Raw genomic sequence first — 26,413 nt, 5'->3', positions numbered from 1 at the left:
CCCCCAATAAACGTTAAGATGATGAGTGATCCTGCACTTCGCTATGGCAAGGTGACGTCATTATCATCAAAGGGGATACGTGATGTTGAACGCCTGGCACCTTCCGGTTGCCCCATTTGTTAAGCAAAACAAAGATCAACTGACGATTACATTATGGCTGGCGGGGGAAAATCCACCCCAGCGGGTGACGCTACGCGCAGAAAACGATAACGAAGAGATTTCGCTGGCTATGCACAAGCAGCGCAGCCAGCCGCAGCCGGGTGTGACCGCGTGGCGAGCGGCGATTGATCTCTCCAGCGGGCAGCCTCGTCGACGCTATAGCTTTAAATTACTTTGGCTCGATCGTCAGTTGTGGTTCACCCCACAGGGATTCAGCCGTTTTCCGCCTGCGCGTCTGGAGCAGTTTGCCGTCGATGTGCCGGATAACGGTCCGCAGTGGGTCGCTGACCAGGTCTTTTACCAAATATTCCCGGACCGTTTTGCCCGCAGCCAGTCGCGTGAAGCGGGCCAGGATAACGTCTATTACCATCACGCGGCCGGGCACGACATCGTGCGGCGCGAATGGGACGAACCGCTTACGGCTCAGGCCGGTGGCTCCACGTTCTATGGCGGTGATTTGGACGGCATCAGCGAAAAGCTACCGTACCTGAAAACGTTAGGGGTCACGGCGCTGTACCTGAATCCTGTGTTTACCGCGCCGAGCGTGCATAAATACGATACCGAAGATTACCGTCATGTTGATCCGCAATTTGGCGGCGACACTGCGCTGCTGCGCCTGCGGCACAACACCCAACAGCAGGGCATGCGCTTGATTCTGGACGGTGTTTTTAACCATAGCGGCGATTCGCACGCCTGGTTTGACCGGCATAGTAGGGGAACGGATGGGGCGTGCCATAACCCAGAATCCCCCTGGCGCGACTGGTATCATTTCTCAGCCGACGGCGTTGCGCTCGACTGGCTGGGGTATTCCAGCCTGCCCAAGCTGGACTTTTCTTCGGAAAGCCTGGTAAATGAAATTTATCGCGGCGAAGACAGTATCGTCCGTCACTGGCTGAAAGCGCCGTGGAGTATGGACGGCTGGCGTCTTGATGTGGTGCACATGCTGGGAGAGGCAGGAGGCGCACGTAACAACCTACAACACGTGGCCGGCATTACGCAGGCGGCTAAAGAAACCCAGCCAGAGGCGTATGTGGTGGGTGAACATTTTGGCGATGCGCGCCAGTGGTTGCAGGCCGACGCGGAAGATGCCGCCATGAACTATCGCGGCTTTACTTTCCCTCTCTGGGGATTCCTCGCCAATACCGATATTTCATACGACCCACAATCCATTGACGCCCAGACCTGTATGGCGTGGATGGATAACTACCGCGCGGGGTTGTCGCATCAACAGCAATTGCGCATGTTTAACCAGCTCGACAGCCACGATACCGCTCGCTTTAAGTCTCTGCTCGGTAAAGACGTCGCACGTTTACCGCTGGCGGTGGTGTGGCTATTTACCTGGCCTGGCGTGCCCTGTATTTACTACGGCGACGAAGTGGGGCTGGATGGCAACAACGATCCGTTTTGCCGCAAACCTTTCCCATGGCAGCCTGAAAAACAGGACGCTAACCTGCTGGCGTTGTACCAGCGGCTGGCAAAATTACGCCACCAGAGCCAGGCGCTACGCCACGGTGGTTGTCAGGTGATTTACGCCGAGGATAACGTGGTGGTGTTTGTACGGGTGCTAAACCGCCAGCGCGTGTTAGTGGCGATTAACCGTGGCCAGGCTTGTGAAGTGGTCCTGCCAGCCTCGCCATTACTGAGCGTGAGTCATTGGCAGCACAAAGAAGGCAAAGGTGTGCTTGCCGACGATATCCTGACGTTGCCGGCGATTTCCGCCTCGGTATGGTCAGGTCATTGATATAAGTGCGCAATCGCCGGGCTTGCCAGCAGCGCGTCTCGCCACCAGCGCTGCGCCAGCCCATCACGGTTATTACGCCATGCCATATAGGCCACGTCTTTTTGGCGAAATGAGATAACCGTTTTTTCCACCAGCTCGCCCGTAGCAAGCCACGGGCTGGCAATATGGCGGGGGAGAAATCCGCAGCCCATGCCGGCTCGCAGTAGCATCACTTTACTGTGGAAGTCATCGACACGGATCTGCGCCTGCTCCTCCATCAGATTAGTTTGTAACGGATGGCAGAAGCGGGCGCTGTCGCTGATAATAATCGCCCGATGCAGGCACAACTGCTCGTTGGTCAGGCCATCAGGTGCTGCGGCCAGCGGATGCTCAGGCGCAACGACAAACACATTGTCCAATGTACCGAGCATTTTGTAGGACCAGGCCGCTGACGTTGGTGGTTCATTAATCGCCCCCAGAATAATATCTGCTCCATTATGGGTCAGTTCTTCCCAGGAACCCGCCAGCGTATGATGGGTAAAACTGAGGCGGGTTTGCTTATTCAGCGCGTGAAATTCATCGATAATGGGTAACAGCGAGGCGAAAGGAAAGGAGTCGTCCAGCGCAATCGCCAGCTCTTTTTCCCAGCCTGAACTCAGCTGTACCGCCTGTTTTTCGAGATCTTTTGCCGCACTTAGCAATAAACGTCCCTTTTCCAGCATCATCTGTCCGGTGTCGGTAAATTTAGCCCGGTGTCCGGAACGGTCAAGCAACTCGATATTCAGGTCGCTTTCCAGCTTTTGAATCATATAGCTGAGTGCCGCAGGCGTTTTAAACAGCGATTCGGCCGCCGCGGCAAATGAACCCTGTTTGTCGAGTGCGTCGAGAATAAGCAAAACATCCAGATTAATGCGCATAAGCAGAAAAGATCCTGAAAATTAAACCCTTCTGTTGTACCGAATGAAGAAAAACAATGCCAGTGAATAAATTAGATGAATCATGCGCATTTTTTTGATGTTGTTTAGGATATATCTCAACACAGAATTAATAGTTTCACAGGATGGTAAGTTTTCTTTAATAACTCGTTAGAAATTTCCCGCTATACTCAACAAGCTTTCTGATTCAGGATCCTGCTGCTGACGGCAGATACAGACCGTTGCCTTTTAACTTATTGATTAAGAAGGTGTGATATGTCTATTCGGGAACTGATTGACCCTCAAAACTCTACGCTTATTTTTATTGATCATCAGCCGCAAATGTCATTTGGTGTAGCGAATATCGATCGCCAGACTTTAAAAAATAATACCGTGGCATTAGCGAAAGCCGGGAAAATATTCAATGTTCCGGTGATTTATACTTCTGTTGAAACGAAAAGTTTTAGCGGATATATCTGGCCAGAATTGTTAGCGGTTCATCCTGATGTAAAACCCATTGAACGCACCTCGATGAACTCCTGGGAAGATGCGGCGTTTGTGAAGGCCGTGGAAGCGACTGGGCGTAAAAAACTGATTATCTCCGCGCTGTGGACCGAAGTATGCCTGACTTTCCCGGCACTGATGGCGCTGGAAGCGGGTTACGAAGTATATGTGGTGACCGACACTTCCGGCGGCACGTCCGTGGATGCCCATGAGCGTTCTATCGACCGCATGGTACAGGCAGGTGCCGTACCTGTAACCTGGCAACAGGTTCTTCTCGAGTACCAGCGCGACTGGTCTCGCAAAGAAACCTACGACGCCGTCATGGATCTGGTACGTGAGCACAGCGGTGCCTACGGTATGGGCGTGGATTATGCCTATACCATGGTGCATGGCGCGCCAGAACGTAAAGCCTAAATACACGCCATCCTTCATGCTGCATCTTTGTTGGCTTCGCTTGCGTACCCCGGTCACTTACTTATGTAAGCTCCCGGGGAACCACAACCTCGATGCACCATGAATGGTTTTGTGTATTGCTTTCCTGGCCTAAGCGGCCTGTTTCCTCTCAACAAGGAACCCTTCATGGCGCAGAACAAACATGTGACGTTGGTGATTACCCACACCCTGCTGCCTGAGCAGGCGCAGCGGTATGAGCAGTGGCTGGGGAAAATCATGCCGGTAGCGGCCGAGTTTCCCGGTCATCTCGGAGCGAACGTGATTCGCCCTGCGGATGGCGACAACCTGTGGAATATCATCATTCGCTTCGACACGCTTGAGCATCTGTATAACTGGACCCAGTCTGATACACGCCGCGTGTTGGTGGAAGAGATCGTCCCACTGCTGGCGGAAGGTGATAAAACCGAAATTCGTACCGAAGCGGCATTCTGGTTTACGCCGCCAGCGCCACATGTACGCCAGCCCAAACGCTGGAAACAGTTTCTGATAACCCTGCTGGTGATATTTCCTAGCACCAATCTGGTGCCGTGGTTGACCGGCATTGTGCTGCCTGCAATGAAGGGCTCGTTACTCCTGCATCTCATCAATGATGCCTGTGTGGTTGCGCTGGTGGTCTGGTTCTGGATGCCCATCGTAACCCGTCTGTTTGCCGGATGGCTGAAAAAAGCCTGACCGGTATCTCAGGAGATTGTTATGTCTCAAACTGCCACACTGATTCTGACTCACGGAAAAATTCATACTCTCGATAGGCAACGCCCGCAGGTCGAGGCGGTGGCGATTGCCAACGGAAAGATCCTGGCGACCGGTAGCCACGAGCGGGTAATGAGCTTTGCTGCCGAAGGGACGCAGGTTGTCGATCTGCAAGGACATACGGTGATCCCGGGTCTGAACGATTCTCACCTGCACCTTATTCGTGGTGGACTGAATTACAACCTGGAATTACGTTGGGAAGGCGTGCCGTCGCTGGCGGACGCCCTACGTATGCTCAAAGACCAGGCGGACAGAACGCCGTCGCCGCAATGGGTACGCGTGGTGGGCGGCTGGAGCGAATTCCAGTTTGCCGAACGTCGCATGCCAACCCTGGAAGAACTGAATGAAGCTGCTCCGGATACCCCGGTTTTTGTTCTGCATCTCTATGACCGGGCTTTGCTGAACCGCGCTGCGCTGAAAGCCGTCGGCTACACCAAAGCGACGCCGGATCCGGCGGGCGGTGAGATTGTGCGTGATAGCAACGGCAACCCGACCGGGATGTTGATCGCTAAACCAAACGCCATGATCCTTTATTCGACGCTGGCAAAAGGACCAAAACTGCCGCTGGAAATGCAGGTTAACTCGACCCGCCAGTTTATGCGTGAACTGAACCGTCTGGGACTTACCAGTGCCATCGATGCGGGCGGCGGCTTCCAGAACTATCCGGAAGATTACGAGATTATTGAGCAGTTACACGCCAACAAGCAGATGACGGTGCGTATTGCCTACAACCTGTTTACCCAGCGTCCAAAACAGGAACTGGAAGACTTTGAACGTTGGACCGATATGCTCAAACCGGGGCAGGGGACCGACTTCTACCGCGCCAATGGGGCCGGGGAAATGCTGGTCTTTTCGGCAGCGGATTTTGAAGATTTTCTCCAGCCGCGCCCGGACCTGCCGGAGGGTATGGAAGATGAGCTGGAGCGCGTGGTGCGACACCTGGTGGAGCACCGCTGGCCGTTCCGCCTGCACGCCACCTACGATGAATCTATCAGCCGCATGTTGGACGTGTTTGAGAAGGTGAATCGTGATATCCCGTTCAATGGCCTGCACTGGTTCTTCGATCATGCCGAAACCATTACTGAACGGAATATCGAGCGCGTTAAAGCGCTGGGCGGCGGTATTGCTGTTCAGCACCGAATGGCGTTCCAGGGCGAATATTTTGTCGAGCGTTATGGCAAAGATGCGGTCAAACACACGCCGCCGGTGGCGAAAATGCTGGCGGCTGAAGTTCCGGTAGGGCTGGGGACTGACGCCACCCGTGTGGCCAGCTACAATCCGTGGACAGCGCTCTACTGGCTGGTTTCGGGCCGCACCGTTGGCGGTATGGCGATGTACGATGATAACAACCGCTTGCCGCGTGACGTGGCGCTGGAACTGTGGACCGCTGGCAGCGCCTGGTTCTCCAGCGAGCAGGGTAAGAAAGGGCGAATCGAGAAAGATCAACTGGCCGACCTGGTGGTGCTGTCTAAAGATTACTTCAACGTGGCGGAAGAAGAGATCAAAGGCATTGAGTCAGTGATGACCATTGTCGATGGCAAAGTCGTGTATGCGGCAGGGCATTTCACCCCGCTGGCACCACCAGCCATCCCGGTTGTGCCGGACTGGTCGCCGGTGGTGAAGGTGCCGGGGCACTATCGCTCAGCGCCGCCTGCTGCGGCAAAAATTGGCGCAATGGTGCAGATGCATCAGTGCTGTGGTAGCTGTGGCGTACACGGTCATCAGCATGATATTGCGCGTCAATCAGGCATTCCGGTGTCAGATGACCGGGCTTTCTGGGGGGCGCTTGGCTGTTCCTGCTTCGCGTTTTAATTGTGGTTTGGATAAGCGTATTGTCGCGGGTGATACTTACAGAGAGTGACGCAATCGCCTACCTGACCTACGAACAATAAAAAAGGCCCGCACTAGCGGGCCTTTTGTCGATTCATGCCAATTACAGGCTGGAAACGTTCTCGGTCAGGTATTTTGCTACGCCGTCCGGAGACGCGTTCATACCTTCTTTACCCTTTTCCCACTGTGCCGGGCATACGTCGCCGTGCTCTTCGTGGAACTGCAGCGCGTCAACCATGCGCAGCATTTCGTCGATGTTACGACCCAGCGGCAGATCATTAACCACCTGGTGGCGAACAACGCCGTTAGCGTCGATCAGGAAAGAACCGCGCAGAGCAACGCCAGCTTCCGGGTGCTCGATGCCGTAGGCTTTCTGGATTTCGCGTTTGATGTCAGCAACCATTGCGTATTTCACTGCACCGATGCCGCCTTTGTCGACAGGGGTGTTACGCCATGCGTTGTGGACAAATTCAGAGTCGAAGGAAACGCCAACAACTTCAACGCCGCGCTTCTGGAATTCTTCGTAACGTTTGTCGAATGCGATCAGTTCAGACGGGCAAACGAAGGTGAAGTCCATCGGCCAGAAGAACAGAACGGTAGTTTTACCGTTGGTATGCTGTTTGAAGTTGAAGTTTTCAACGATCTCACCGCTACCCAGTACCGCAGCTGCTGTGAAATCCGGAGCCTGACGAGTTACCAGTACCATATAATTCTCCTGCAATGTTAAGGGGTTTTTGGAACGCAACGCGGGCCAGTATAGAGAGTGTTCGTGAATAAGACAAAGAGGCGCTGGCAATCAATGAGACAGGTTTTGTCTATCAATCTTTTGCCGGATGACGGCTACGGCTTATCCGGCGGGGAATGCGGGTTGCAATCAAAGGGTTTTACGCCGCGCCTGGTCCATCATTTGCGGATAAAACTGCCAGAATCGTTCTTCTAACGCATCGTAATGCGTATTGAGGTCATACCATGAGTCGCGTAGGGCATCGAGCCGTGGACGGCGGCTGGCCATGCCGTTCAGGACGTTCTGGATAAAATCCATGTCCCGGTAGCGCTCAAGCCATTTCTCTGACCATATATAGTTATTCAGATTGATAAAGCGTGGCGGCGATTCCGGCAAAATAGTGGTTACCTGGGTACGGGCATAGCGCACAAAGTCCGTCAGCGGGAAGTCAGGGGAGATCTCCGACCAGTGGCGCGACAGAAAATGATCCCACATGACATCCAGCGTAATCGGCGCGACGCGGCGCGTTTCGCTACGAAACCATTCTTTGGCTTCACGCACCTGCGGCAGGTTATCTGTCATCACGTCGATACGACGATGCATGAAGATGCCTTCTACCACATCAGGCGAGTAGTGCGTTTCCGGATTACCCCGGACAAAATCGGCCAGCAGATTGCCGGAAAGCGAACTGTCGGCAAGGTGAGCGAGATGCAAATGTGCAAGAAAATTCATAGTTAAATGTTTATCCAGAGGGGTAAAGGTTGCAGGGAGAACGCCCCGGCACTAGACTACCCGCCTCTTATTTTAGTCTGAGTCAGTGTCATGCGCGTTACCGATTTCACCTTTGAACTACCCGAATCCCTGATTGCCCACTATCCGCAAGCTGAGCGCAGTAGCTGTCGCTTGCTGTCTTTGGACGGGCCGACGGGCGCGCTGACGCACGGTACTTTCACCGATTTGCTCGATAAGCTCAACCCTGGCGATTTGCTGGTCTTTAACAACACCCGCGTCATTCCTGCGCGTCTGTTTGGTCGTAAAGCCAGCGGCGGTAAAATTGAAGTGCTGGTCGAGCGTATGCTGGATGACAAACGTATTCTGGCGCATATTCGTGCCTCGAAAGCGCCGAAACCGGGCGCCGAGCTGCTGCTGGGCGATGACGAAAGCATTAAAGCAACGATGGTGGCGCGCCATGACGCGCTGTTTGAAGTTGAGTTTAACGACGAACGCAGCGTGCTGGATATCCTCAACGCGATTGGCCATATGCCGTTGCCGCCGTATATCGACCGTCCGGATGAAGACGCCGACCGCGAGCTGTACCAGACCGTGTACAGCGAAAAACCGGGTGCCGTCGCTGCGCCGACCGCGGGTCTGCATTTTGACGATCCGCTGCTGGCTAAACTGCGCGATAAAGGCATTGAAATGGCGTTCGTCACCCTGCACGTTGGAGCGGGTACTTTCCAGCCGGTGCGCGTAGACACTATTGAAGACCACATTATGCACTCCGAATATGCGGAAGTGCCGCAGGATGTGGTGGATGCGGTGCTGGCGGCGAAAGCGCGCGGTAACCGCGTGATTGCGGTGGGCACCACCTCCGTACGTTCACTGGAAAGTGCGGCGCAGGCGGCCAAAAACGATCTAATCGAGCCGTTCTTCGGCGATACACAAATCTTTATTTATCCAGGCTATAAATATCAGGTGATTGATGCTCTGGTCACCAACTTCCACCTGCCGGAATCGACATTGATTATGCTGGTTTCCGCATTTGCTGGTTATAAAAACACCATGCACGCCTATCATGAAGCGGTAAAAGCGGAATATCGCTTTTTTAGTTACGGGGATGCGATGTTTATCACGTACAATCCGCAGGCTATTTCTGAGCGTGTCGGGGAATAAGTTTCCGGCATGAGTGTTTAAAACGTCGGACTGTTTTTCTGACGCAGGAGTGAAGATGAAATTTGAACTGGATACCACAGACGGTCGCGCTCGCCGCGGCCGCCTGGTTTTTGATCGTGGCGTAGTAGAAACGCCTGCTTTTATGCCGGTCGGTACTTACGGCACAGTAAAAGGCATGACGCCGGAAGAAGTTGAAGCGACCGGCGCACAGATCATCCTCGGCAACACTTTCCACCTGTGGCTGCGCCCGGGGCAGGAAATCATGAAACTGCACGGCGATCTGCACGATTTTATGCAGTGGAAAGGGCCGATCCTCACCGATTCCGGCGGCTTCCAGGTGTTCAGCCTGGGCGATATCCGGAAGATAACCGAACAAGGCGTGCATTTCCGTAACCCGATCAACGGCGATCCGATTTTCCTCGATCCCGAGAAGTCGATGGAGATTCAATACGATCTCGGTTCCGATATCGTGATGATCTTCGACGAATGTACACCGTATCCGGCCGACTGGGACTATGCTAAACGCTCGATGGAGATGTCTCTGCGTTGGGCGAAGCGCAGCCGTGACCGTTTTGATAGCCTCGGCAACAAAAATGCGCTTTTTGGCATCATTCAGGGCAGTGTTTACGAAGATTTACGTGATATCTCCGTCAAAGGTCTGGTAGATATCGGCTTTGATGGCTACGCTGTCGGCGGTTTGGCTGTCGGTGAGCCGAAGGAAGATATGCACCGCATTCTGGAACATGTTTGCCCGCAGATTCCGGCAGATAAACCGCGTTACCTGATGGGCGTCGGTAAACCAGAAGATCTGGTTGAAGGCGTGCGTCGCGGTATCGATATGTTTGACTGTGTGATGCCAACGCGAAATGCCCGTAATGGTCATTTGTTTGTGACTGACGGCGTGGTAAAAATTCGTAACGCGAAACATAAAAGCGACACCAGTCCGCTCGATGCTGAGTGTGATTGCTACACCTGTCGCAATTATTCGCGCGCTTACTTGCATCATCTCGACCGTTGCAACGAAATATTGGGCGCGCGTCTCAACACGATTCATAACCTTCGCTACTACCAGCGTTTGATGGCGGGTTTACGCAAGGCTATTGAAGAGGGTAAATTAGAGAGCTTCGTGACCGATTTTTACCAACGTCAGGGTAGACCAGTTCCACCTGTGAACGTTGATTAATTTTAATAATGAGGGAATTTGAATGAGCTTTTTTATTTCTGATGCGGTAGCGGCAACAGGTGCTCCGGCGCAGGGCAGCCCGATGTCTCTGATTCTGATGCTGGTGGTGTTTGGTCTGATTTTCTACTTCATGATCCTGCGCCCGCAGCAAAAGCGTACCAAAGAACACAAAAATCTGATGAACTCCATTGCTAAAGGCGATGAAGTGCTGACTAACGGTGGTCTGGTGGGTCGCGTGACCAAAGTAGCAGAATCTGGCTACATCGCTATCGCGCTGAACGACACCACCGAAGTGGTTATTAAACGTGATTTCGTAGCTGCCGTTCTGCCGAAAGGCACCATTAAGGCGCTGTAATTTATTGTTTTCCCAAAGGGAACTGCCGTGTTAAACCGTTATCCTTTGTGGAAGTATGTCATGCTGATCGTCGTGATTGTCGTCGGTCTGCTCTATGCGCTTCCCAACCTGTATGGTGAGGATCCGGCTGTTCAAATCACTGGCGTGCGCGGTGCCGCCGCCAGTGAGCAAACGCTGATCCAGGTCCAGAAAACGTTACAAGAAGATAAAATCACACCTAAGTCTGTGGCTCTGGAAGAGGGTGCTATTCTCGCGCGCTTCGACTCCACTGATACCCAACTGCGCGCACGTGAAGTATTAATGGGCGTACTGGGCGATCAGTACGTCGTGGCGCTTAACCTTGCTCCGGCAACCCCGCGCTGGCTGGCTGCCATTCATGCAGAACCGATGAAACTCGGCCTTGACCTGCGTGGCGGTGTTCACTTCCTGATGGAAGTGGATATGGATACCGCGCTGAGTAAGTTGCAGGAACAAAATATCGATAGCCTGCGCAGCGATCTGCGTGAAAAAGGCATTCCTTATACTACCGTTCGCAAAGAAGATAACTACGGTCTGAGCATCACTTTCCGTGATAGCAGCGCCCGTGATGAAGCTATCTCTTACTTGAGCAAACGTCACCAGGATCTGGTTATTTCCAGCCAGGGCAGCAATGCACTGCGTGCTGTAATGACCGATGCGCGCCTGAGCGAAGCCCGTGAGTACGCGGTACAGCAGAACATCAACATTCTGCGTAATCGTGTTAACCAACTGGGTGTTGCTGAGCCGGTGGTACAACGTCAGGGCGCTGACCGCATCGTGGTCGAACTGCCGGGTATTCAGGATACCGCGCGTGCGAAAGAAATTCTGGGCGCAACCGCGACGCTGGAGTTCCGTCTGGTAAACACCAACGTTGACCAGTCCGCTGCAGCATCGGGTCGTGTTCCGGGTGATTCGGAAGTGAAACAGTCTCGTGAAGGTCAGCCTGTTGTGCTGTACAAGCGCGTGATCCTGACCGGTGACCATATCACCGATTCCACTTCCAGCCAGGACGAATACAATCAGCCGCAGGTTAACATCTCGCTGGATAGCGCGGGTGGTAACATCATGTCCAACTTCACCAAGGACAACATCGGTAAGCCGATGGCGACCCTGTTCGTGGAGTACAAAGACAGCGGTAAGAAAGATGCTAACGGTCGTGCAGTACTGGTGAAACAGGAAGAGGTGATTAACATTGCCAATATCCAGTCTCGCCTGGGTAACAGCTTCCGTATCACCGGTATCAACAACCCGAACGAAGCGCGTCAGCTTTCTCTGCTGTTACGTGCCGGTGCGTTGATTGCGCCGATTCAGATTGTGGAAGAACGTACCATCGGCCCAACCCTGGGTATGCAGAACATTAAACAGGGTCTGGAAGCGTGTCTGGCCGGTCTGGTGGTGTCTATCCTGTTCATGATCTTCTTCTATAAGAAGTTCGGTCTGATTGCGACCAGTGCGCTGATTGCTAACCTGGTATTGATTGTCGGTATTATGTCGTTGCTGCCGGGCGCTACGCTAAGTATGCCGGGGATTGCGGGGATTGTCTTAACCCTTGCCGTCGCGGTCGATGCGAACGTACTGATCAACGAACGTATCAAAGAAGAGTTGAGTAACGGGCGTTCGGTGCAGCAGGCCATCAACGAAGGTTATGCGGGCGCATTTAGCTCCATCTTTGATGCGAACATTACGACGCTGATCAAGGTCATCATCCTGTACGCAGTTGGCACCGGGGCAATTAAAGGGTTCGCGATTACTACCGGTATTGGTGTGGCGACGTCGATGTTTACCGCGATTGTCGGTACACGTGCCATCGTAAACCTGTTGTATGGCGGCAAGCGCGTCAAAAAGCTGTCAATCTGAGGAGTGCGAAGTGGCACAGGAATATACTGTTGAACAATTAAACCACGGTCGTAAAGTCTGGGACTTTATGCGCTGGGACTACTGGGCTTTCGGCATTTCAGGTTTCCTGCTGATTGCGGCCATCGTGGTGATGGGCGTACGCGGGTTTAACTGGGGTCTCGATTTCACCGGTGGTACGGTTATTGAAATCACGCTGGAAAAACCGGCCGATATGGACGTGATGCGCGATGCACTGGAGAAAGCGGGCTTCGTTGATCCGCTTCTGCAGAACTTCGGCAGCAGCCACGACATTATGGTACGTATGCCGCCAACTGAAGGTGCAGACGGCGGTCAGGTGCTGGGCAGCAAAGTGTTGAGTGTGATTAACGAATCCACCAACCAAAACGCCGCGGTGAAGCGAATTGAATTCGTGGGTCCGAGCGTGGGGGCTGATCTGGCGCAAACCGGTGCGATGGCGCTAATGGCGGCGCTGATCTCCATCCTGGTGTACGTCGGTTTCCGCTTTGAGTGGCGACTGGCGGCGGGGGTGGTTATCGCTCTGGCGCACGACGTGATTATCACACTTGGGATCCTGTCGTTGTTCCATATCGAGATTGACCTGACGATCGTCGCATCACTGATGTCGGTAATCGGTTACTCGCTGAACGATAGTATCGTTGTATCTGACCGTATTCGTGAAAACTTCCGCAAAATTCGTCGCGGTACGCCTTACGAAATCTTTAACGTGTCACTGACTCAAACGCTGCACCGTACGTTGATTACGTCCGGTACAACGTTGATGGTTATTCTGATGCTGTTCCTGTTCGGTGGTCCGGTACTGGAAGGCTTCTCGCTGACGATGCTGATCGGTGTTTCCATCGGTACCGCATCCTCTATCTACGTGGCATCGGCGCTGGCGCTGAAGCTGGGTATGAAGCGTGAGCACATGCTGCAGCAGAAGGTCGAGAAAGAAGGGGCGGATCAACCGTCGATTCTTCCTTAACCATTAAGAGTGAAGATACTGGAATCCCGATCGTAAGGTCGGGATTTTTTTTTGCCTGTGAATTAGCGACAGGCAATTATCTTTTCCTGTCGCCATACTACTGACAGTATGCTGTCAGTAGCCCTGTCTTATAGTCCTTCTGAGATTACCCACACAGGCAGGAGGAAGTATGAGCAACGTAATTAATTGGTTTGAAATCCCTGTAGCACAAATGGATCGCGCCATCGCTTTTTATGAACCAGTGATGCAGGTTTCTTTGCGTCGGGAGAACATGGACTGCGCTGAGCTGGCCGTATTTCCGCATCAGGATCCCGCTCCCGGCGGGGCGCTGGCTAAATTTGAAGGTATTACTCCTTCAGCGCAGGGCGCTATTATTTATCTGCATACGGACGATTTGACTGCAACGCTTGAACGCGTCGCCACTGCTGGCGGTCAGTGTGTGTTTGGCCCACTCGAACTGGGGCAGGACATTGGTACGATTGCGCTATTTACTGACAGCGAAGGCAATCGTGTTGGTTTACATCAACCCGCGTAATATTTTCAGCACTGAGGATTAAAATGAGCAGACGCGCCGACCGCTTGTTTCAGATTGTACAAATCCTGCGTGGCAGGCGAGTGACAACGGCGGCGCTGCTGGCAGAACGTCTTGAAGTTTCTGAACGGACGATTTATCGCGATATCCGCGATCTCTCTTTATCCGGCGTGCCCATTGAAGGCGAAGTGGGCAGTGGATACCGCTTAATGGCGGGGTTTGATCTGCCGCCGTTGATGTTAACCCAGCACGAATCAGAAGCGTTGATGGTAGCGATTCGGTTGCTGAAAACATGGGGCGGGGATTCACTCTCACAGGCGCTGGAATCAGCACAGGAAAAAGTGTTGGCGATATTGCCGCCAGAGAGTCGGCGCAGAGCCGAGCAAACGCGGATTTTCGCGCCAGATTTTGGTAATCAGCCGCATTCACGCAGTGCGTTCGATCTCATACATCGCGCGGTTTCAGCTCAGCAGGTGCTGGCGCTGCATTATCGCGATGAGTCCGGGAACCTCTCGTGGCGCGACGTTCAGCCGCTGGGATTATTTTTCTGGGGCGAGCACTGGCTGCTGGTTGGCTGGTGCGAGAAGCGTGATGATTATCGTTGTTTTCGCGTTGATCGATGTCTGAAGATCACGCCACTCGACAGGCACTTTCGCGAATCTGCGGATCGTTCGCTAAGTGACTTTTTACGTAAAGTACGCTGTGAAGACCAGCCATAAAAAAGCCAGCGGTTAAGCTGGCTTGTTTGCGATAAATTGTCTGGATTAGAAGTTGTAACCTACGACCAGGTAACCACCCCAACCGGTAGATTTCGCGCTGAAGTCGCCTTCGCCCCAGTTCAGAGTATCCCCACCTTTCCACTGACCGCCGTTATGGAAGTAACGCGCTACGACAGAGTAGTGCCAGTGATCGTAGTTCAGCGCCAGGACGTGGCTGGAAGCGATAGAGTTGCTGGTGCGGTTCGGGTCATCACCCAAATCTGAGCCCCAGTCGAAGTTGGTGAAGCCGATGTAGGTCAGCTGGCCGCCCCAAACCTGGGTGATCGGCACAAAGTATTTCACTTTGAAACGGTAGCCATCCCACTCGTTTTCGTTGGATGCGCCATAGTTCTGCCACTGGTATTTAGCATAGACGTTCAGGGACAGACCCATCGGCAGACCGGTATCGATATCGGTACCCAGACCCATATACCAGGTGCTCTGGCGGCTGGCTTTGTTATCACCCATGTCGTAGATGTAGTTGTTGGCGAAATACCATTCTTTGAACGGACCAAAGCTCAGGTCAGCACCGGTCAGTTTATCGATGGAGAAACGCGGTTCGATTTCCATAAACAACGGGGAACCGTCAGACCAGATACCTTTATCGTTGCCGTTACCCCAGTCGAAGGTTTTCGGAATATCGATGTAGCCATAGAAATCAAACCAGTCTTTTTTGGCAAATGCTTCGTATTCCAGATACACGTCGTTGTTCAGTTTCGGAGAGAAACGGGTGTGATAGCTACCCACCACGTTAACGCTCTGGTGCCACCAGTCGGACAGATATTGCGGTTTGTCATTTTCTGCTGCGTTGGCAGTAAAAGACGAGGAGAGCGCCAGCACTGCACCGGCTGCAAGTAATGTTTTTTTCATATGTATGCCACTGTTTGAAATCCCTTTCGGGAGTGAAAAATGCGCAATTTGCGTTTCTAAATATTTCGTAATTCTTCGGAGCCTATTATAAAAATCATTGTTCACAAAAATATGTCTTGTTTCACAGTTCTATCATTTACGTAATCGATTGCGTTCACGTTTGCGTACTTTAGGCGGCGAATTGTACTGGCTCTCATGAATGTTGCCAAGTTTTACCAGAAATATCGGTTATGTCAGGGGAGTAACAAAATGGAGCGGAGTGATGTTGCGGAACGAACAAAACGTTCCGCAAAAAAGTTTATTGGCTAACAGGCTGGATGTCGTGGATGCGAACAAATCCTAACTGATCTGGAGTGAGGCCATTTATCTGCAACGGAATGTCTACGTCGCTGGGAGCAAGAATACTCGCCGGAGCGTTGACCAACTGGTTGTGAACGTTCACTTCCTGATAATTGTCCGTGGTGCCCTGAATTTGCCCGTACTCGACGGTGGCGCTAAAGGCGGGTAAAGGCGTGTTGGATTCACCCTGAATCCGTAGCGTCAGGCGCGTACCATCCGCGTTCGGTGCAATGTTTACCAGCGACATGCGTAAAGTGCCAATCTGGCTGTCCAGCCGTGCCGGAGTTTTGGAACCCGGTAGCAGATAGACGCCGCTGGTTGATTTTGCATTCAACATATTTTGTTGCGTAATTTTTACTGTTTCCTGATTAAGCTGCGCCATCTCTTTATTCAATGTGCTAACGCTTTGATGCATCTGGCGTACTTCGCTTTGCTGTGCGCAGGCACTAAGACTAAAGAGACTTCCCACCAGGAGAATTCTTAGGTAACGTCTTGTCATTGTGATTACTTCCTTCATTGTCGCGATAGCATAATGGTAGTGTGGACTGAGCACGAAGGCATCGATCCTTTGTCTCAAAAGCGCAGTGCCTTTGTTGTCACGGCAGTTCAGGGTAAAATAGATTCTGTTAACCACTGAGGTACAGGACGCCGTATGCATTGCCCATTCTGTTTCGCCGTAGACACTAAGGTAATTGACTCTCGTCTTGTAGGCGAGGGCTCCTCGGTACGCCGCCGTCGGCAGTGTCTGGTCTGTAACGAACGTTTCACCACTTTTGAAGTGGCTGAACTTGTCATGCCGCGCGTTGTGAAAAGCAACGACGTGCGTGAACCCTTTAATGAAGAAAAGCTGCGTAGCGGCATGCTCAGAGCGCTTGAGAAACGGCCTGTTAGCGCGGATGACGTCGAAATGGCGTTAAACCATATCAAATCACAGCTGCGTGCGACTGGTGAGCGTGAGGTGCCGAGCAAAATGATTGGCAACCTGGTGATGGAGCAGTTGAAAAAGCTCGATAAAGTCGCCTACATCCGCTTTGCCTCTGTCTACCGGAGTTTCGAAGATATCAAAGAATTTGGCGAAGAGATTGCTCGCCTACAGGACTAAGCCATGCAGGATGAATTGTACATGGCGCGTGCGCTGAAGCTTGCTGCGCGCGGACGTTTTACCACTCACCCCAACCCCAACGTGGGCTGCGTGATTGTGAAGGATGGGGAGATCGTCGGTGAAGGATATCACCACCGTGCGGGCGAACCGCATGCCGAAGTTCATGCTCTGCGGATGGCTGGAGAAAAAGCGCAAGGGGCAACGGCCTATGTGACGCTTGAACCCTGTAGTCATCATGGTCGCACGCCGCCGTGTTGCGATGCGCTGATTGCGGCGGGTGTATCGCGTGTGGTTGCGGCGATGCAGGATCCCAATCCGCAAGTCGCAGGACGTGGGCTCTACCGTTTGCAGCAGGCGGGCATCGACGTCAGCCACGGGCTGATGATGAGCGAAGTTGAGCAACTGAATAAAGGCTTTCTCAAGCGCATGCGTACGGGATTCCCGTATCTGCAGCTTAAGCTTGGCGCGTCGCTTGATGGCCGTACGGCGATGGCCAGCGGTGAAAGCCAGTGGATTACCTCACCACAGGCGCGCCGCGATGTGCAACGCTTGCGCGCGCAAAGCCATGCCATTTTAACCAGCAGTGCTACGGTGCTGGCAGACGACCCTCAGCTTACCGTGCGTTGGTCGGAGCTTGGGGAGTCAACTCAGGCGAGTTACCCGCAGGAAGAGTTGCGCCAACCAATCCGCATTGTTCTGGATAGCCAGAATCAGGTCACGCCGGAGCACCGTATTGTGCAACAGCCTGGAGAAACCTGGATTGTCCGGACTGAAGACGACCCCCGTAGCTGGCCGGAGACGGTTCGTAGCCTGAAGGTGCCGGAACATAACGGGCATCTGGATCTGGTGGTGCTGATGATGCAACTGGGCAAACAGCAAATTAACAGTATTTGGGTTGAGGCAGGCCCAACGCTCGCGGGGGCATTATTACAGGCCGGTTTGGTCGATGAGCTAATCGTGTATGTTGCGCCTAAACTGTTAGGCAGCGATGCGCGAGGATTATGTGTGCTTCCAGGCCTTGAGAAACTGGCTGACGCACCCCATTTTAAATTCAATGAGATACGCCAGGTGGGCCCGGACGTTTGCCTGCATTTAACGACTGCGTGAGGCTTTCTGATTTAGAGGAAGCAGCGCACAGAATATTATGATAAAATCCGCCCCCCTTACGGGGCCATAAATCGAACCCGAAGGAAGAATATGAACATTATTGAAGCTAACGTTGCTACCCCGGACGCTCGCGTCGCCATCACCATTGCGCGTTTCAACAACTTTATCAATGACAGCCTGCTGGAAGGGGCTATCGACGCCCTGAAACGTATTGGCCAGGTTAAAGATGAAAACATTACCGTTGTTTGGGTTCCAGGTGCATATGAGCTGCCGCTGGCCGCTGACGCACTGGCAAAAACCGGTAAATACGACGCGGTGATTGCGCTCGGTACGGTGATCCGTGGCGGTACCGCGCACTTCGAATATGTGGCTGGCGGTGCAAGTAATGGCCTGGCGCATGTCGCTCAGGACAGTGGCATTCCGGTAGCCTTCGGTGTTCTGACCACCGAAAGTATTGAACAAGCCATCGAACGTGCTGGCACTAAAGCCGGCAACAAAGGCGCAGAAGCAGCACTGACTGCGCTTGAAATGATTAATGTATTGAAAGCCATTAAGGCCTGATTTTTGTAAGGGGAAATCCGTGAAACCTGCTGCTCGTCGCCGCGCCCGTGAGTGTGCCGTCCAGGCGCTCTACTCCTGGCAGTTGTCCCAGAACGACATCGCTGATGTTGAATACCAGTTCCTGGCGGAACAGGACGTTAAAGATGTCGACGTTCTGTATTTCCGTGAACTGCTGTCCGGGGTGGCGACTAACAGCGCGTACCTGGATGGATTAATGAAGCCTTACCTGTCTCGTCTGTTAGAAGAGCTGGGTCAGGTAGAAAAAGCCGTACTGCGTATTGCGCTGTTTGAACTGTCTAAACGTAGTGATGTGCCGTACAAAGTGGCCATCAACGAAGCGATTGAACTGGCGAAAACCTTCGGCGCTGAAGATAGCCATAAATTCGTGAACGGCGTACTGGATAAAGCAGCACCTGTGATTCGCCCCAACAAAAAGTAATCCCGAGGCCGGCTGGATGGTGGAAGCTGTTTCCGCTGTCCCCGGCTTTTTCTTTTTTTCTGCTGAGGCATAACGTATGGCATGCGGCGAGTTTTCCCTGATTGCCCGTTATTTTGACCGCGTAAGAACGTCTCGTCTTGATGTCGAAACCGGTATTGGTGACGACTGCGCACTTCTGAATATCCCTGAAAAACAGACGCTGGCGATCAGTACCGATACGCTGGTGGCTGGCAACCACTTCCTCCCCGACATTGATCCCACCGATCTCGCCTGGAAAGCACTGGCGGTGAATTTGAGCGATCTGGCGTCGATGGGGGCCGATCCTGCGTGGTTGACGCTGGCACTCACGTTACCTGACGTTGATGAAGCCTGGCTTGAAGCCTTCAGCGATGGCCTGTTTGAACTCCTTAATTACTATGATATGCAGCTGATTGGCGGTGACACCACGCGTGGGCCACTGTCGATGACGTTGGGTATCCATGGCTACGTCCCCATTGGGCGGGCCTTAAAACGCTCTGGTGCGAAGCCGGGGGACTGGATTTATGTTACCGGTACGCCGGGAGACAGCGCGGCGGGGCTGGCGATTTTACAGAATCGGTTGCAGGTTGGAGATGCAAACGACGCAGACTATCTGCTTAAACGCCATCTGCGTCCCACGCCGCGTATTTTACAGGGACAAGCCCTGCGCGATCTGGCCAGTGCGGCTATCGATATCTCCGATGGCCTGATTTCCGATCTGGGGCATATCGTTAATGCCAGCGGCTGTGGCGCGCGGGTTAACGTCGATGCGCTGCCTTACTCCACGGCATTAGCCCGGCACGTTGAGCCGGAACAGGCCCTACGCTGGGCGCTCTCGGGCGGTGAAGATTATGAGTTATGCTTTACCGTACCGGAAATTAACCGTGGTGCGCTGGATGTGGCGCTGGGAAATCTCGGCGCAGCGTTTACCTGCATTGGGCAGATGAGCGCAGACGTGGAAGGCATTCACTTTACGCGCGATGGAAAATCCGTCACGTTTGACTGGAAAGGATATGACCATTTTGCCGCGCCTTAAAAAAGATGTCGCCAAAAGCCGCCTGAGTATGCGCAATCCGTGGCACCTGCTAGCCACCGGTTTTGGCAGCGGGTTGAGCCCAATTGTTCCTGGCACGATGGGATCGCTGGCGGCGATCCCTTTTTGGTATTTAATGACCTTTCTACCGTGGCAGCTGTATTCACTGGTGGTGATGTTATCTATCTGTATCGGCGTTTATCTGTGCCATCAAACGGCGAAAGATATGGGTGTGCACGATCACGGTAGCATTGTCTGGGACGAGTTTGTCGGGATGTGGATTACCCTGATGGCGCTGCCGACCAATGACTGGCAGTGGGTTGCCGCCGGATTTGTGATTTTCCGTATTCTGGATATGTGGAAGCCGTGGCCGATTCGTTGGTTCGATCGCAACGTGCATGGCGGGACGGGGATCATGATCGACGATATTGTGGCCGGAATACTCTCTGCCGGAATTTTGTATTTTATCGGTCATCACTGGCCGGTAGGTATCATTTAACCCTTTTGGGGGCTGTTGTAGGCCGGATGCGCTATGATTATCCGGCCTACAATTAGCCATCGCCAATACTTATTTAAATCCCACCACCGGATGCTGTTTGTACGGTGTTTCCAGCTCGGCAATCTGCTCCGGCTTCAGCGTTAAATCCACCGCATTGAGCAACTCATCCAGCTGTTCCTCGCGCGATGTACCGATAATCGGCGCTGCCACACCCGGTTTGCTCAGCAGCCAGGCCAGCGCAACCTGCGCGCGCGTTACGCCCAGTTCCTCACTGACGCCGGTCAGCCGTGCGGCAATTTGCGCGTCGTTTTCATCGCTCTCGTTGTACAAATTTTTACCGACTTCATCGGAAACCAGACGTGCTGTCGTTTCTCCCCATGGGCGCGTCAGGCGTCCACGTGCCAGTGGACTCCAGGGGATCACTGCCACGCCTTCCTCGTAGCACAGTGGCAGCATTTCGCGTTCTTCTTCGCGGTAGATCAGATTGTAGTGATCCTGCATGCTAACGAACTGCGCCCAGCCGTGTTGCTTCTGTAAGGCCAGCGCCTGAGCAAATTGCGAAGCGTGCATGGAGGAGGCGCCGATATAGCGCGCTTTACCGGCTTTCACGACGTCGTTTAGAGCCTCAAGGGTTTCTTCAATAGGTGTGTTGTAATCCCAGCGGTGAATTTGCAGGATGTCGACATAGTCCATACCCAGACGTCTGAGGCTGTCGTCGATTGAGCGCAGGATTTGTGCGCGGGATAATCCTTCTGCTAAATCATCAACCTGGTGAAAAACCTTGGTAGCGACCACGACATCTTCGCGGCGGGCGAAATCACGCAGCGCGCGACCGACAATCTCTTCGCTACTGCCAGCGGAGTAGCTGTTGGCGGTATCGAAAAAGTTAATGCCGCCCTCAAGGGCGTGTTTGATTATCGGGCGGCTGCTTTCTTCAGGTAGCGTCCAGGCGTGATTGCCGCGATTAGGCTCGCCAAACGTCATGCAGCCCAGGCAAAGGCGGGAGACCCGTAGGTCGGTTTTTCCTAAGATGTTGTATTTCATCAATCCACTCCTGCTTAGCTCGTGATGAATTAAGCATAGCAGGAGCGGGGAGGGGATTATGCCAGCCAGGCCTTGATTTTGGCCTCAATTCCGACGGCATTCAGACCCAGATCGGCGCGAGCTTCATCCTGAGTTCCCTGCGGGATGAAGAAGTCTGGTAGGCCAATGTTCAGCACCGGGACGGGCTTACGATGGGCCATCAGCACTTCGTTTACACCGCTGCCAGCACCACCCATAATGGCGTTCTCTTCAATGGTAACCAGCACCTCGTGTTGGGCAGCCATTTCAAGGATCAACGTTTCATCCAGTGGTTTCACAAAACGCATATCGACCAGCGTGGCGTTCATCGACTCTGCGACCTGAGCGGCTTCCGGCATCAGGGTACCGAAGTTGAGAATTGCCACTTTCTCCCCGTGACGTCTCACTATACCTTTCCCGATAGGCAGTTGTTCCAGCGGGGTCAACTCTACGCCCACCGCGTTACCTCGCGGATAACGCACGACCGTTGGACCGTCGTTGTAGTGATAGCCGGTGAACAGCATCTGGCGGCATTCGTTTTCATCACTCGGGGTCATAATGACCATTTCCGGGATGCAGCGCAGGAAGGAAAGATCGAACGCCCCTTGATGGGTTTGTCCATCTGCGCCAACAATTCCTGCCCGGTCAACGGCGAACAGAACTGGCAGTTTCTGGATGGCGACATCATGCAGCACCTGATCGTAGGCGCGCTGCAGGAAGGTCGAGTAAATAGCCACGACCGGCTTATAGCCGCCAATCGCCAGACCGGCAGCAAACGTCACCGCGTGCTGTTCGGCGATCGCCACATCGAAGTAGCGGTCCGGGAACTTACGTGAAAACTCCACCATACCGGAGCCTTCGCGCATTGCCGGGGTGATTGCCATCAGCTTATTGTCTTTCGCTGCGGTTTCGCACAGCCAGTCACCGAAGATTTTTGAATAGCTCGGCAGGCCGCCGCTGCTTTTCGGCAGGCATCCGCTGGATGGATCGAATTTTGGTACCGCGTGGAAGGTGATTGGATCTTTTTCTGCCGGCTCGTAACCACGACCTTTTTTGGTCATGATGTGCAGGAACTGCGGGCCTTTCAGATCGCGCATGTTCTTCAGTGTGGTAATAAGCCCCAGCACGTCGTGACCGTCCACCGGACCGATATAGTTAAAGCCCAGTTCTTCAAACAGCGTACCCGGCACAACCATGCCTTTAATGTGTTCTTCGGTACGTTTGAGCAACTCTTTAATTGGCGGCACGCCGGAGAAGACTTTTTTCCCGCCTTCGCGCAGCGAGGAGTAAAGTTTGCCAGAGAGCAGTTGCGCCAGATGATTGTTCAGCGCGCCAACGTTCTCTGAAATCGACATTTCGTTGTCGTTGAGGATAACCAACATGTCGGGTTTAATATCGCCTGCGTGGTTCATCGCTTCAAACGCCATCCCGGCGGTGATAGCGCCGTCGCCAATCACACATACGGTACGACGTTCTTTGCCTTCTTTCTCAGCGGCAACCGCAATACCGATACCTGCGCTAATGGAGGTTGAAGAGTGCCCAACGCTCAGTACGTCATACTCGCTCTCACCGCGCCACGGGAACGGATGCAAACCGCCTTTCTGACGAATGGTACCGATTTTATCACGGCGTCCGGTCAGTATTTTGTGCGGGTAAGCCTGATGTCCTACATCCCAGATTAACTGGTCAAACGGGGTATTGTAGACATAGTGCAGCGCGACGGTGAGTTCCACCGTGCCCAGACCAGAGGCGAAGTGCCCGCTGGAACGGCTTACGCTGTCGAGCAAATAGCGGCGCAGTTCGTCGCAAAGCTTTGGCAGGCTCTCTTTTGGCAGCAGACGTAACTCCTGGGTGGAGTCGACCAGCGCCAGGGTCGGGTATTTGGCTATATCAAAACTCATCGCAAGCTCATGGGATATGTTGGTTTATTTATCACGCTGGATTATGTAGTCCGCTAGCGCTTCCAGTGCCGAGGTATCGAGTGACTGTGCGGCCAGCAAACTTAGCGACTGGCGGGCATCCTCGATTAAATCCCGGGCTTTATTCTGGGCTTGCTCAAGACCCAGAAGTGCAGGATAGGTACTTTTGCCAAGCTGCTGGTCAGCACCCTGACGTTTACCCAATGTTGCAGTATCGCCTACCACATCCAGGATGTCATCCTGAACCTGGAAGGCCAGACCGATGCTTTCTGCGTATTTGTCGAGTATTGCCAGGCATTCTCGCCCTTTATCGCCTGCGCTTAATGCTCCCAGACGTACGGCGGCGCGAATCAATGCCCCGGTTTTATGGCGGTGAATACGCTCCAGCGCATCCAGCTCAACCTGATGACCTTCAGCTTCCAGATCCAGTGCCTGACCGCCGCACATACCGGCGATACCACTGGCCTGAGCCAGTTCAGAGATCATCGCGATGCGGTCACGGTCAGATACTTCCGGCATTGGAGCGTCGCTGATAATGGAGAATGCCAGCGTTTGCAGCGCATCTCCGGCCAGGATCGCGTTTGCCTCACCAAATTTTACGTGGCAAGTCGGCAGACCGCGGCGCAGGTCATCGTCGTCCATCGCGGGTAAATCATCGTGCATCAGCGAATAGGCGTGAATGCATTCGACGGCGGCAGCGGGAGCATCAAGCGTACTCAGGCTGACACCAAACATCTGACCGGTCGCATACACCAGGAACGGGCGCAGGCGTTTACCGCCTAATAATGCGCCATATTGCATGGTTTCGACCACGGGAGTGTTCTGAAAGGGCAGTGGCGCGATAAAACGGCTCAGTGCCTGGTTGGCCTGCTCAACGCAAGCCTGTAACTGCTGCGTAAAATCCATTTACTCATTATCCGGTGTAAAAGGCGTAAGGGCCGCGTCTTCAGTATCTGACAGCAGGATTTGTACGCGCTGTTCAGCCTGTTGCAATTTGACCTGTCCTTGACGCGCCAACTGTACGCCGCGTTCGAATTCGTTCAACGCTTCTTCTAACGGCAGGTCGCCGCCTTCCAGACGGGTAACAATTTGTTCCAGCTCGCTCAGCGCGGTTTCAAAACTGGCGGGCGCTTCATTTTTCTTCGGCATAATGAATGTCTGACTCTCTGTATTGGCAGCACAAGACTATGGTAACGGACTCGCACTGATAAGCAAATAACGCGCAATGTGCACAGTAGCCGCGTGATGGTGATATACTTGCACGCCTGGATGCAGTCGCGGGTATGGGCTGCTGTATTTTTTTCCATTACAAGTCATTCAGACTTGCCTAAGAACCATTGCCGCCATGAAGTTTATCATTAAATTGTTCCCAGAAATCACCATCAAAAGCCAATCTGTGCGTTTGCGCTTTATAAAAATTCTGACAGGGAACATTCGTAACGTTTTAAAGCACTATGATGAAGACCTTGCTGTTGTCCGTCACTGGGATCACGTTGAGGTTCGCGCTAAAGATGAAAGCCAGCGCCTGGACATTCGCGACGCGCTGACCCGTATTCCGGGGATCCACCACATTCTCGAAGTAGAAGACGTGCCGTTTACCGATATGCACGATATTTTCGAGAAAGCACTGGTGCAGTATCGCGATCAACTGGAAGGTAAAACCTTCTGCGTACGCGTTAAGCGTCGTGGTAAGCATGAGTTTAGCTCCATTGAGGTGGAACGTTATGTTGGCGGTGGACTGAACCAGCATATTGAATCCGCGCGCGTGAAGCTGACGAAGCCGGACGTGACGGTTAATCTTGAAATCGAAAACGACCGTCTGTTGCTGGTTAAAGGCCGCTATGAAGGTATTGGCGGTTTCCCAATTGGTACGCAGGAAGACGTACTGTCGCTGATCTCCGGTGGTTTCGACTCCGGCGTGTCAAGCTACATGCTGATGCGTCGCGGCTGCCGCGTGCACTACTGCTTCTTCAACCTTGGCGGGGCAGCGCATGAAATCGGTGTTCGCCAGGTGGCGCATTACCTGTGGAATCGCTTCGGTAGTTCGCATCGCGTGCGTTTTGTTGCTATCAACTTTGAACCGGTGGTCGGTGAGATCCTGGAGAAAGTTGATGACGGCCAGATGGGCGTGGTTCTCAAGCGTATGATGGTTCGCGCGGCGTCGAAAGTCGCTGAGCGCTACGGCGTACAGGCGCTGGTAACCGGTGAAGCACTGGGTCAGGTGTCCAGTCAGACGCTGACCAACCTGCGTTTGATCGATAACGTATCAGACACCCTGATCCTGCGCCCACTTATCTCTCACGATAAAGAGCACATCATCAATCTGGCGCGTGAAATTGGCACCGAGGATTTTGCTCGTACCATGCCGGAATACTGCGGTGTAATTTCAAAAAGCCCGACGGTGAAAGCGATCAAAGCAAAGATTGAGGCCGAAGAAGAAAACTTCGATTTCTCTATCCTCGATAAAGTGGTTGAAGAAGCGAACAATATTGATATTCGCGATATCGCCCAGCAGACGCAGCAAACCGTGGTAGAAGTAGAAACCGTGAGCGGTTTCGGCCCGAACGATATGATCCTGGATATCCGTTCTGTGGATGAACAGGATGATAAACCGCTGAAGGTTGACGGCGTGGACGTCGTTTCTCTGCCGTTCTACAAGCTGAGCACCAAATTCGGCGATCTGGACCAGAGCAAAACCTGGCTGCTGTGGTGTGAACGCGGGGTGATGAGCCGCCTGCAGGCGCTTTATCTGCGCGAGCAGGGCTTTGAGAACGTGAAGGTGTATCGCCCGTAATTGAGTAAACACCGTGTTGTAGGCCGGATAAGGCGGTT

General features: G+C 53.3%; 27 protein-coding genes. 18 read left to right on the top strand and 9 right to left on the bottom strand.

What is annotated here, in order from left to right:
• Positions 1–82: 82 nt before the first annotated feature.
• The gene (gene malZ / locus OGV74_RS20160) at positions 83–1,900 is read left to right on the top strand and encodes a maltodextrin glucosidase (protein WP_032941218.1); all 1,818 of its coding nucleotides are present in this window, start codon (positions 83–85) and stop codon (positions 1,898–1,900) included.
• On the opposite strand, the gene OGV74_RS20155 is transcribed toward malZ, so the two are convergent.
• Positions 1,894–2,796, bottom strand: coding sequence for a LysR family transcriptional regulator (locus OGV74_RS20155; protein ID WP_003021510.1), 903 nt, complete (start codon positions 2,794–2,796; stop codon positions 1,894–1,896). The two genes, malZ and OGV74_RS20155, sit on opposite strands and share 7 nt — an antisense overlap.
• Positions 2,797–3,069: 273 nt before the next feature.
• On the opposite strand from OGV74_RS20155, the gene OGV74_RS20150 reads away from it, so the two are divergent.
• The 3 genes from OGV74_RS20150 to OGV74_RS20140 all read left to right on the top strand — a co-directional run bounded on the left by OGV74_RS20150 (position 3,070) and on the right by OGV74_RS20140 (position 6,312).
• Positions 3,070–3,711 carry a hydrolase gene (locus tag OGV74_RS20150; protein ID WP_003021513.1) on the top strand — a complete coding sequence of 214 codons (642 nt, stop codon included), beginning with the start codon at positions 3,070–3,072 and terminating at the stop codon, positions 3,709–3,711.
• Positions 3,712–3,876: 165 nt separating this feature from the next.
• Positions 3,877–4,422, top strand: a complete 546-nt coding sequence (locus OGV74_RS20145; protein ID WP_003021516.1) for an antibiotic biosynthesis monooxygenase — start codon at positions 3,877–3,879, stop codon at positions 4,420–4,422.
• 21 nt (positions 4,423–4,443) lie between these two features.
• Complete coding sequence (locus tag OGV74_RS20140) at positions 4,444–6,312, top strand: amidohydrolase (protein WP_071684866.1); 1,869 nt, start codon at positions 4,444–4,446, stop codon at positions 6,310–6,312.
• A gap of 121 nt (positions 6,313–6,433) precedes the next feature.
• Here OGV74_RS20140 and OGV74_RS20135 read toward each other — a convergent pair whose 3' ends face one another.
• Positions 6,434–7,036, bottom strand: coding sequence for a peroxiredoxin (locus tag OGV74_RS20135; RefSeq protein WP_003021524.1), 603 nt, complete (start codon positions 7,034–7,036; stop codon positions 6,434–6,436).
• Positions 7,037–7,204: 168 nt separating this feature from the next.
• On the bottom strand, positions 7,205–7,786 hold the full coding sequence (acpH, locus tag OGV74_RS20130; RefSeq protein WP_016149694.1) for an ACP phosphodiesterase: 582 nt from the start codon (positions 7,784–7,786) through the stop codon (positions 7,205–7,207).
• A 90-nt stretch (positions 7,787–7,876) separates the two neighbouring features.
• On the opposite strand from acpH, the gene queA reads away from it, so the two are divergent.
• From queA to OGV74_RS20095, 7 genes are all read left to right on the top strand, one after another.
• Positions 7,877–8,947, top strand: coding sequence for a tRNA preQ1(34) S-adenosylmethionine ribosyltransferase-isomerase QueA (queA, locus tag OGV74_RS20125; protein ID WP_003021529.1), 1,071 nt, complete (start codon positions 7,877–7,879; stop codon positions 8,945–8,947).
• Between the two features lie 55 nt (positions 8,948–9,002).
• A complete protein-coding gene (gene tgt / locus OGV74_RS20120) occupies positions 9,003–10,130 on the top strand; it encodes a tRNA guanosine(34) transglycosylase Tgt (protein WP_003021535.1) in 1,128 nt (375 codons plus the stop codon).
• A gap of 22 nt (positions 10,131–10,152) precedes the next feature.
• The gene (yajC, locus tag OGV74_RS20115) at positions 10,153–10,485 is read left to right on the top strand and encodes a preprotein translocase subunit YajC (protein ID WP_286521431.1); all 333 of its coding nucleotides are present in this window, start codon (positions 10,153–10,155) and stop codon (positions 10,483–10,485) included.
• Positions 10,486–10,512: 27 nt separating this feature from the next.
• On the top strand, positions 10,513–12,360 hold the full coding sequence (gene secD, locus OGV74_RS20110) for a protein translocase subunit SecD (protein WP_003021547.1): 1,848 nt from the start codon (positions 10,513–10,515) through the stop codon (positions 12,358–12,360).
• Positions 12,361–12,370: 10 nt separating this feature from the next.
• Positions 12,371–13,342 carry a protein translocase subunit SecF gene (gene secF / locus OGV74_RS20105; RefSeq protein WP_003021550.1) on the top strand — a complete coding sequence of 324 codons (972 nt, stop codon included), beginning with the start codon at positions 12,371–12,373 and terminating at the stop codon, positions 13,340–13,342.
• 169 nt (positions 13,343–13,511) lie between these two features.
• The gene (locus OGV74_RS20100; protein ID WP_054528147.1) at positions 13,512–13,877 is read left to right on the top strand and encodes a VOC family protein; all 366 of its coding nucleotides are present in this window, start codon (positions 13,512–13,514) and stop codon (positions 13,875–13,877) included.
• Between the two features lie 23 nt (positions 13,878–13,900).
• Entirely contained in the window at positions 13,901–14,593 is a 693-nt protein-coding gene (locus tag OGV74_RS20095) for a helix-turn-helix transcriptional regulator (RefSeq protein ID WP_003021558.1), read from the top strand.
• Between the two features lie 45 nt (positions 14,594–14,638).
• On the opposite strand, the gene OGV74_RS20090 is transcribed toward OGV74_RS20095, so the two are convergent.
• Positions 14,639–15,502 (bottom strand): nucleoside-specific channel-forming protein Tsx, encoded by an 864-nt coding sequence (locus tag OGV74_RS20090; protein WP_003021561.1) that lies wholly within the window; start codon positions 15,500–15,502, stop codon positions 14,639–14,641.
• A 298-nt stretch (positions 15,503–15,800) separates the two neighbouring features.
• A complete protein-coding gene (locus OGV74_RS20085; protein WP_003021567.1) occupies positions 15,801–16,340 on the bottom strand; it encodes a SadB/YajI family lipoprotein in 540 nt (179 codons plus the stop codon).
• 153 nt (positions 16,341–16,493) lie between these two features.
• On the opposite strand from OGV74_RS20085, the gene nrdR reads away from it, so the two are divergent.
• From nrdR to pgpA, 6 genes are all read left to right on the top strand, one after another.
• On the top strand, positions 16,494–16,943 hold the full coding sequence (nrdR, locus tag OGV74_RS20080) for a transcriptional regulator NrdR (RefSeq protein ID WP_003021571.1): 450 nt from the start codon (positions 16,494–16,496) through the stop codon (positions 16,941–16,943).
• Between the two features lie 3 nt (positions 16,944–16,946).
• Entirely contained in the window at positions 16,947–18,050 is a 1,104-nt protein-coding gene (gene ribD, locus OGV74_RS20075) for a bifunctional diaminohydroxyphosphoribosylaminopyrimidine deaminase/5-amino-6-(5-phosphoribosylamino)uracil reductase RibD (RefSeq protein ID WP_003021573.1), read from the top strand.
• Positions 18,051–18,140: 90 nt separating this feature from the next.
• Positions 18,141–18,611 (top strand): 6,7-dimethyl-8-ribityllumazine synthase, encoded by a 471-nt coding sequence (gene ribH, locus OGV74_RS20070; protein WP_003021575.1) that lies wholly within the window; start codon positions 18,141–18,143, stop codon positions 18,609–18,611.
• Positions 18,612–18,630: 19 nt separating this feature from the next.
• On the top strand, positions 18,631–19,050 hold the full coding sequence (nusB, locus tag OGV74_RS20065) for a transcription antitermination factor NusB (protein ID WP_000801129.1): 420 nt from the start codon (positions 18,631–18,633) through the stop codon (positions 19,048–19,050).
• A 76-nt stretch (positions 19,051–19,126) separates the two neighbouring features.
• A complete protein-coding gene (thiL, locus tag OGV74_RS20060; RefSeq protein WP_086503765.1) occupies positions 19,127–20,104 on the top strand; it encodes a thiamine-phosphate kinase in 978 nt (325 codons plus the stop codon).
• Complete coding sequence (pgpA, locus tag OGV74_RS20055; RefSeq protein ID WP_003021578.1) at positions 20,082–20,600, top strand: phosphatidylglycerophosphatase A; 519 nt, start codon at positions 20,082–20,084, stop codon at positions 20,598–20,600. Before thiL ends, pgpA begins: the two co-directional genes overlap by 23 nt.
• A gap of 69 nt (positions 20,601–20,669) precedes the next feature.
• On the opposite strand, the gene yajO is transcribed toward pgpA, so the two are convergent.
• From yajO to xseB, 4 genes are read right to left on the bottom strand one after another with little or no spacing between them, the layout of a single operon-like run.
• A complete protein-coding gene (yajO, locus tag OGV74_RS20050) occupies positions 20,670–21,644 on the bottom strand; it encodes a 1-deoxyxylulose-5-phosphate synthase YajO (protein WP_003835964.1) in 975 nt (324 codons plus the stop codon).
• A gap of 56 nt (positions 21,645–21,700) precedes the next feature.
• Positions 21,701–23,563, bottom strand: coding sequence for a 1-deoxy-D-xylulose-5-phosphate synthase (dxs, locus tag OGV74_RS20045; protein WP_003021581.1), 1,863 nt, complete (start codon positions 23,561–23,563; stop codon positions 21,701–21,703).
• A 24-nt stretch (positions 23,564–23,587) separates the two neighbouring features.
• A complete protein-coding gene (gene ispA / locus OGV74_RS20040) occupies positions 23,588–24,487 on the bottom strand; it encodes a (2E,6E)-farnesyl diphosphate synthase (RefSeq protein ID WP_003021584.1) in 900 nt (299 codons plus the stop codon).
• Complete coding sequence (gene xseB, locus OGV74_RS20035) at positions 24,488–24,730, bottom strand: exodeoxyribonuclease VII small subunit (protein ID WP_003021586.1); 243 nt, start codon at positions 24,728–24,730, stop codon at positions 24,488–24,490.
• A 196-nt stretch (positions 24,731–24,926) separates the two neighbouring features.
• Here xseB and thiI point away from each other — a divergent pair, with 196 nt between their 5' ends.
• Positions 24,927–26,375, top strand: a complete 1,449-nt coding sequence (thiI, locus tag OGV74_RS20030) for a tRNA uracil 4-sulfurtransferase ThiI (protein ID WP_032948689.1) — start codon at positions 24,927–24,929, stop codon at positions 26,373–26,375.
• Positions 26,376–26,413: the final 38 nt, after the last annotated feature.

The organism is Citrobacter sp. Cf116, assembly GCF_030336505.1.
GTDB classification, from domain to species: domain Bacteria; phylum Pseudomonadota; class Gammaproteobacteria; order Enterobacterales; family Enterobacteriaceae; genus Citrobacter; species Citrobacter freundii.
This window is presented reverse-complemented; position numbering and strand designations above follow the sequence as displayed.